This window comes from Aerococcus sp. L_32 (assembly GCF_050689315.1).
Genome location: NZ_JBOEQF010000111.1, coordinates 1 through 6,989, shown reverse-complemented (window position 1 = coordinate 6,989; position 6,989 = coordinate 1). Strand labels below are relative to the sequence as shown.

General features: G+C 39.2%; 7 protein-coding genes. 3 read left to right on the top strand and 4 right to left on the bottom strand.

From position 1 onward, the window contains the following. The first annotated feature begins 70 nt into the window (after positions 1 to 70). The 3 genes from ACRCJ0_RS08095 to ACRCJ0_RS08085 are packed head-to-tail and all read left to right on the top strand — an operon-like array spanning position 71 to position 3,268. Positions 71 to 625, top strand: coding sequence for an ECF-type riboflavin transporter substrate-binding protein (locus ACRCJ0_RS08095; RefSeq protein WP_431390126.1), 555 nt, complete (start codon positions 71 to 73; stop codon positions 623 to 625). Between the two features lie 14 nt (positions 626 to 639). After that, positions 640 to 2,439 carry an ABC transporter ATP-binding protein gene (locus ACRCJ0_RS08090; RefSeq protein ID WP_431390125.1) on the top strand — a complete coding sequence of 600 codons (1,800 nt, stop codon included), beginning with the start codon at positions 640 to 642 and terminating at the stop codon, positions 2,437 to 2,439. Then, a complete protein-coding gene (locus ACRCJ0_RS08085) occupies positions 2,429 to 3,268 on the top strand; it encodes an energy-coupling factor transporter transmembrane component T family protein (RefSeq protein ID WP_431390124.1) in 840 nt (279 codons plus the stop codon). The genes ACRCJ0_RS08090 and ACRCJ0_RS08085 overlap by 11 nt, the downstream gene beginning before the upstream one ends. Positions 3,269 to 3,357: 89 nt before the next feature. Here ACRCJ0_RS08085 and ACRCJ0_RS08080 read toward each other — a convergent pair whose 3' ends face one another. The 4 genes from ACRCJ0_RS08080 to ACRCJ0_RS08065 all read right to left on the bottom strand — a co-directional run. Further along, positions 3,358 to 4,770 carry a glycosyltransferase family 2 protein gene (locus tag ACRCJ0_RS08080; protein ID WP_431390123.1) on the bottom strand — a complete coding sequence of 471 codons (1,413 nt, stop codon included), beginning with the start codon at positions 4,768 to 4,770 and terminating at the stop codon, positions 3,358 to 3,360. Further along, positions 4,760 to 5,731 carry a HEAT repeat domain-containing protein gene (locus ACRCJ0_RS08075; protein ID WP_431390122.1) on the bottom strand — a complete coding sequence of 324 codons (972 nt, stop codon included), beginning with the start codon at positions 5,729 to 5,731 and terminating at the stop codon, positions 4,760 to 4,762. The genes ACRCJ0_RS08080 and ACRCJ0_RS08075 overlap by 11 nt, the downstream gene beginning before the upstream one ends. Positions 5,732 to 5,873: 142 nt before the next feature. Beyond that, complete coding sequence (locus ACRCJ0_RS08070; protein WP_431390121.1) at positions 5,874 to 6,752, bottom strand: hypothetical protein; 879 nt, start codon at positions 6,750 to 6,752, stop codon at positions 5,874 to 5,876. Between the two features lie 155 nt (positions 6,753 to 6,907). Next, positions 6,908 to 6,989: hypothetical protein (locus tag ACRCJ0_RS08065; RefSeq protein WP_431390127.1), on the bottom strand; the 82-nt coding region annotated here is incomplete at its 5' end.

Sequence of the window (6,989 nt, the reverse complement as noted above, 5' to 3'; positions counted from 1 at the left end):
TCGCTAAGCTTATATTCGAACGCATGCACAAGTGCTATTATATAGAAGAAACATTCAAAGGAGAATAAAAATGAATAAAAAACAATCATCTATTACAACCCTAGTTGCTATCGGTGTGGGTGCAGCCGTATTCTTTATCTTAGGTCGCTTCCTATCTATCCCGACTGGTATTCCAAATACAAGTATTGAAACAACCTATCCCTTCTTAGCTTTAATGGCTACTATCTTTGGACCATTTGCTGGTCTATTCATTGGTTTAATAGGTCACGCTATCAAAGACCTATTAACATACGGTTTGTGGTGGTCATGGGTACTAACATCTGGTTTTGCTGGTTATGGTTTTGGTTTTATCGGCCGCAAACTTAAAGTGAGTCAAGGCATTTTTACAAAGAAAGATATGATCACTTTCAATGTCGGGCAAGTTATCGTGAATTTACTGGCTTGGGCCTTACTAGCGCCTGCTTTAGATATTTTAATGTATTCAGAACCTGCATCTAAAGTATTCGTTCAAGGGATTGTTTCAGGTGTGTTAAATTCACTTGCGGTTGGTATCATCGGCACCTTATTATTAAAGGGGTATGCAAGTACACGTACGAAATCAGGAAGTTTACGTAAAGAAAATTAATAGGAAGTTTTACTATGATAAATCACGAAAGACACAATCAGCCGGTGGACAGCAATCTGTCGCCGGCTATTGAATTTAAAAACATCTCTTTTAAATATGCGAGTCAGGCTGACCTAAACTTGATGGATATCTCCTTTTTAATCAAACAAGGAGAGAAAGTCCTCATTATCGGCGCATCTGGGTCTGGTAAATCAACCATTGGTAAGATTATCAACGGGCAAATTCCCAATACTTTTGAAGGCGATTTAACCGGTCAAGTCTTGATCAATGGCGCAGATTCCGCCAGCAAGTCCATTTTTGACTTATCACTAAGCGTCGGCACCGTCCTACAAGATACTGACGCCCAATTTGTCGGCCTAACAGTAGCCGAAGACCTAGCTTTCGCCTTGGAAAATGACCAAGTGGACCAAGCTAGCATGGTGTCTAGTGTAGCAGCCTGGGCCAATGCGCTTGACCTTGTTGACCTCTTGGACCTTGCCCCGCAATCTTTATCAGGCGGACAAAAGCAACGGGTCTCAATTGGCGGGGTCTTAATTGACGAGTCACCCATCGTTCTATTTGATGAGCCTTTAGCCAACCTAGACCCTGCAAGTGGTTTAGCGACCATGGAATTGATTGCCAAATTAAACCAGGAAAAAGAATTAACCACGGTAGTCATCGAGCACCGTCTAGAAGAAGCCTTAATCGCCGACTTTGACCGTGTCCTTGTTATTGACAGTGGGCAGTTACTCGCTGACGTATCCGTTGACGCATTGTTACGGTCTGACTTATTGGCGAAAATCGGTGTCCGCCAGCCTTTATACTTAGATGCCTTTGGTTATGCTGGTGTGAATGTTGGAGACATTCCTCATTTAGGGCGGTTTCAACCAAATATGGTCACTGCTAGTGTTCAAGACCGTCTATCTAAATGGTTGGTGGACAATGCAGTGACCACTCAAGTTAAGGCGGATAAGCCTATTTTAGTCATGGACCATGTCAACTTTTCTTATGACAGTACCCCTTTGATATCAGAATTAAATCTGACCATTAATGCTGGCGACATGGTTTCTATTGTCGGGACAAACGGTGCGGGTAAATCTACCCTAGCGAAACTGATTTGTGGCTTTGAGCGGCCAGATTCAGGACGGATATCCCTTTTCCAGGAGGAGTTAGACGGATTATCGATTAAGGAAATTGCGGATTCGGTCGGCTACGTGATGCAGAATCCCAATTTGATGATTTCAAAGAATATTCTATTCGATGAGGTGTCGTCTGGACTAGTCAACCGCGGCTTGTACGAGAATGATACAGATGGTTTAGCCGAAAAAGTGGCTGATGCATTGCGAATTTGCGGCTTATATCCATACAGGAATTGGCCAATTTCGGCCTTGTCTTATGGGCAAAAACGACGGGCAACAATTGCGAGTATTTTAGTGTTAGATCCAAAAGTTTTAATTTTAGATGAACCGACGGCAGGACAAGATTATAAACATTATACTGATATGATGCAGTTTATCGAGGGGTTGAACCGGGACCAAGGGATTACCATTCTAATGATTACTCATGATATGCACTTGATTCAGGAATATACCAACAGGACGATTGTCTTCCACGACGGTCAGGTGGTGAGCGATATGCGTCCAGCTGCGGTCTTAACGGATGAAAATCTGATGACCCATGCCCATTTAGCCCCTACATCCTTGTATGATTTAGGGCAAGTGGTGACTGATATTGAAGCAATGGACTTTATCGACCGGTTCATCCAGTTCGAACGTCAGACTAAGCGTGTTGGACAAGCTAGTGTATGGGGTGGAGGTGAGAACGATGGCAAATAAACAAGGTCAGAGTTTTGGATATATCAAGAAGGATTCCCCCTTGCACCGCTTATCTGGTGCGACAAAATTAATCGCCTTCATCTTGCTGTCTGTCATCGCCATGACGTCTTATGACACCCGGTTTTTAGTTGGCTTAGCTGTTTTATCACTAGTTCTCTTCTATATTTCTAAGATTAAATGGGCTGAAGTGTCTACAGTGGTCTACTTCATTTTAATCTTCTCATTATTGAACTTAGTGACTGTTTATATTTTCGAACCTGAATATGGGGTCAATTTATACCAGTCGCGAACTGTCATCTGGGAAGGGATTGGTCGCTATTCTCTCACTTGGGAGCAAGTCTTCTATGAATTCAACTTGATGATCAAGTATTTCTCGACGATTCCATTAGCCTTAATCTTCATGTTGACCACTAATCCAAGTGAATTCGCTTCTTCCTTAAACCGAATTGGCGTGTCCTACCAAATTTCATATGCAGTTTCATTAGCCTTACGGTATATACCAGATATCCAGAACCAATTCTTCGCAGTAAGACAAAGCCAACAGGCACGAGGGATTGAGATGTCTAACAAGGCTGGCTTGACTGTAAGAGCGAAACGGTCAGCCCAAGTGATTATGCCCCTCATTTTTTCTTCATTAGATCGGATTGAAGTAATCAGCCAAGCCATGGAGTTACGACGGTTTGGTAAAGGTAACAAACGGACTTGGTACCGGGCCCGTCCCTTTATGAAGGCAGATATCATCGCCTTGATTTTGACAGGATTATTAGTTGGACTTGGATTATGGTTGTTTGCAGTTAACCGAGGTCGGTTTTATAACCCCTTTCATTAAAATGAAAAACCAGGTAAGTTAGAAATTGTATCTAACTTACCTGGTTTTTTTGTATACCAAGATTCATCTTGTTAGCTTAAAGTTAAACCCTAGTCATTTACGCTCTGGTCTTCAATAGTACCACGTTCAATTGGCGTCCACGAATGTAGTTTTGCATGATAAGTGAATGCCGAATATAATCGTACCCATAATAAGTAAGGTCTGAAGAAGACGGCATCCAAAGTCGTCACAAAGAAAGCTTTCGCAACTTCTCCGGGATAACGTTTGTAATCTTGAATAAAGTATCGCCCAACAAAGAAGGCCATAGTCTGGAACAAATTGAATATGAAGTATAAGCCCATTAATATCAGAATCATCGGGATATTGATCATCCCTAAGTAAAGACCTAAGATGATGATAAATAAACCAAGTAGTTCAATAAACGGCGCTAAAAGTTCATACATCAAAAAGTACGGGTAAGATAACAAGCCTAGTAAGCCATAATTTGGATTTAGAAGAATAGATTTATGGGCCCACATCGTTTGCATCAAACCACGATGCCAACGAGCACGTTGTTTCGCTAGATCATCCATTGAGAAAGGCGCTTGCGTCCAACATACTGCATCTTCAGCAAAACGAATCTTATAAGGGATACCATTCTCGACATGGTGCCGATGTAGTCGTAAAGCTAAGTCCATATCTTCCCCAACACTATTAGGGTCGTACCCATTGATATCAATTACAGCTTGTTTTTTGAATAAACCAAAACCACCAGATACATTTAAATTTGCATTAAAGGCATCACTAGATATACGCGACCCCATAAATGCCCGGCCGTATTCCAAGGTTTGCATTGCAGCTACCAAATTTTTTGGTAAAGGTGTTTCTACTGGATAAGCATCTTTAAAGACGACATCATTAGCAATGCCCAACAGTCCCCCAACAGCTACTGTACGATCATTTTCGAAGAATAATTGAATGGCATTCTTTAGAGCATCAGCTTGTAAGACTTTATCTGCATCCATCGATACGAAATATGGATATTCACTCGCATTAATCCCCGCATTTACCGCATCAGCCTTATTACCGCCATTAACTTTTCGGATCAGTTTAATGGTTTTTCCACCTTTCGATATTTCATAAGCTGATTCGATCGGTTGGGTAGGTACTTGTAGGCGAATGGGGACATCGTTTTTCACCATATTAAATCGATCAATTACCTTCTGAGCAGTATCATCAGTTGATCCATCGTCTACTACGATAATCTCATAAATTTTATAGTCTAAATGCAGTAAGTTATCGATTGTTGTTATTATCGTTTCACTTTCATTAAAAGCAGGTACGACAATGGATACTGGGTAATAATATTCATGGTCTAATTGGTTCATCAATAGTTTCGTTTGTCGTCGTTTATAAAGTTTCACCGTAGCCATGATATTACCTATTAAGATATAAGTAATGTAGAAAATTAAGTAACCTAAGAAAAACTTTTCTGAGATTTGAAATAACAGATCAATATTCATAACTTAATCCCCTTTTTTCATAATAATAGGTCAATTGATCAATCGCATATTGATCTTCACCTTCAAATACTGATGATAGTCGTTGTGGTTGATCTACTAATTTACTTAAAGCTTCAGCAGCGTTCCGACGTACATACCAATCTCTTGATGTAACATTCCTTATTAGTTGCTCGATCGTTTCGTGACCAGGATAGGCTATTAAAGTACTCGTTGCTACACCGGTACATGCTATATAATCCACATCATCATTATTAGCCCATGATAAGACATATGGATAAGCTTCTTCGTTCTCGATTTTTCCGTAATATCTGAGTACAGCACATATATAATCAACATCTTCTGTTTCACCATCTAAGTATGGCAGCAAGAACTGTTGGAATTGTGCTGAACCCTTGATACGAGCAAAATCAATGACAGCCGTTTGATAATGCGATGACAACTGACTCCAATTCGTTTCTAGTAAGTGCAGTAATTCATCAAAGTCACCAGTAAAAGCTAATAGACTATCCGTGATTAATTTTGTATTTAAGGATGTTAAGTCTTCATGGCTCAACTGCTCAAGTCCTTCTACCACTGAATGAGGATTGCCTAAACTAGTTAAAGCCGCAAAAGCGTGATTCTTAGAATATATTGACGAGTGTAGAGGGATCTTCAATAGAATTGATTCCAACTCAGTCGTATCCCTGCCCTCTTGCTTAAATGGTAACTTACTAGTTACATAGGCATAATAAGCTTTATGGGTTGAAGATTCTTTTAAATAGTACTGGCCGACTCTTAGCCAATCTTTGTATGACTTATCAATGAAGTCTTTGATCAAATCATTATCTTTCTGGCTACTACTACTAAGTAATTCCTTAGCAATCTCTAAAAATACAATCATCTTCTTGGGAGATGTCACATCACGATAGAACATCTCACTGTCATAATTTAAACCCTTCATCTCTTCAAACCACTTGCGCACCTCTTCTTTTTTCTTATCGCTTCTCTTAGCAGAGAAATTAGTATAGCGCTGGTATAAGGATATCGAAAAATAAGTGAATATACTGATAATAACCAGTAGGATTAAGTAAAACAATAGAAAATTAAATTCCAAAATCAAAAAATCACTCCTCTTCTAAAGCTGTTAGCTCTAGCAAACTATTAAATTCATGTATACCTAAATGAATTTCTTGATTGCTGTAATGATTAGTTAAAGCCTCAAAGTTTTCAATCATCGCTACTAGCCCCTCATCATGGTAGGTATTTTGTGCTGTCAAATCAGCAATACCAACTTGCTGTAATTCGTAAACCGTTTGAATGGACTTATCGTATTGCTTACTCACACCTACTTCTTTAGCAATATGATCAATTTCTTTACCGCGATAATAATTCATAATGGCTACCTCATCGGAAGCTTCTGAAATAATTGCTTCTAATTCTTCATCAAACCCTTTTGTGTCTAGGTAATATGGTAGGCAAACAATCAGTTCCATATTCGCTGCTTTTGTTAGACCATAAACTTCTTTTAAATTGTCTACTAAGGTTCCCCAAACAGCTTTGGGATCATCTTGATATTCTTCTAAAGATTGAGGTTCAATATCTAAGACAAGCCCTTGCACCGGATGGCCAGCTTCTTTATATTGAATGACCTCTTTAACATAGGTAATTAATTCATTCTTTTCTTCAACTAGTGCCCATTCGGCCTCCCCATTTAAGAAGTAAACTCGCTTATTAGCTTCATTCACTTGATTCACAAATTGATTTAATTGGCCAACAAACTGGTCATCAGACAAATGATTACTCGAAACGAATTGATAAATCGAATCGATGTCATGCGTACTCATTGCTTCTACTGTATGGTCAACATTTTCAACTTGTAGATCATACCAAGAGTAGACGGCCGCTTCGATATTTTTAGCTTTACTAAAATAATTGAATAATAACATTGCGACAACAGTTCCTCCTATAGCTAATAACACTTGCTTAAATTTATAATTATCCAATAGAATCACTGCTCCTATTTTTAAATATAATTTTCTATACAATACCATATCCATAACATATAATGAATACCCCAAATTGAAAAAAAGACGACCGAGTCGTCACCCGGTCGCCTTTCCAATTTGCAAATTTAATTTTTAAAGTTTAATTGTGTTAATTAAGCTTCGATTGTAGTGATTGTACCCGCACCTACAGTACGTCCACCTTCACGGATAGAGAATTTAGTACCATCTTCGATT

What these genes read in the sequence shown, in the direction of transcription:
- ACRCJ0_RS08095 (WP_431390126.1), top strand. Translation starts at nt 71, where the DNA reads ATGAATAAAAAACAATCATCTATTACAACCCTAGTTGCTATCGGTGTG.
- ACRCJ0_RS08085 (WP_431390124.1), top strand. Translation starts at nt 2,429, where the DNA reads ATGGCAAATAAACAAGGTCAGAGTTTTGGATATATCAAGAAGGATTCC.
- ACRCJ0_RS08080 (WP_431390123.1), bottom strand. Translation starts at nt 4,770, where the DNA reads ATGAATATTGATCTGTTATTTCAAATCTCAGAAAAGTTTTTCTTAGGT.
- ACRCJ0_RS08090 (WP_431390125.1), top strand. Translation starts at nt 640, where the DNA reads ATGATAAATCACGAAAGACACAATCAGCCGGTGGACAGCAATCTGTCG.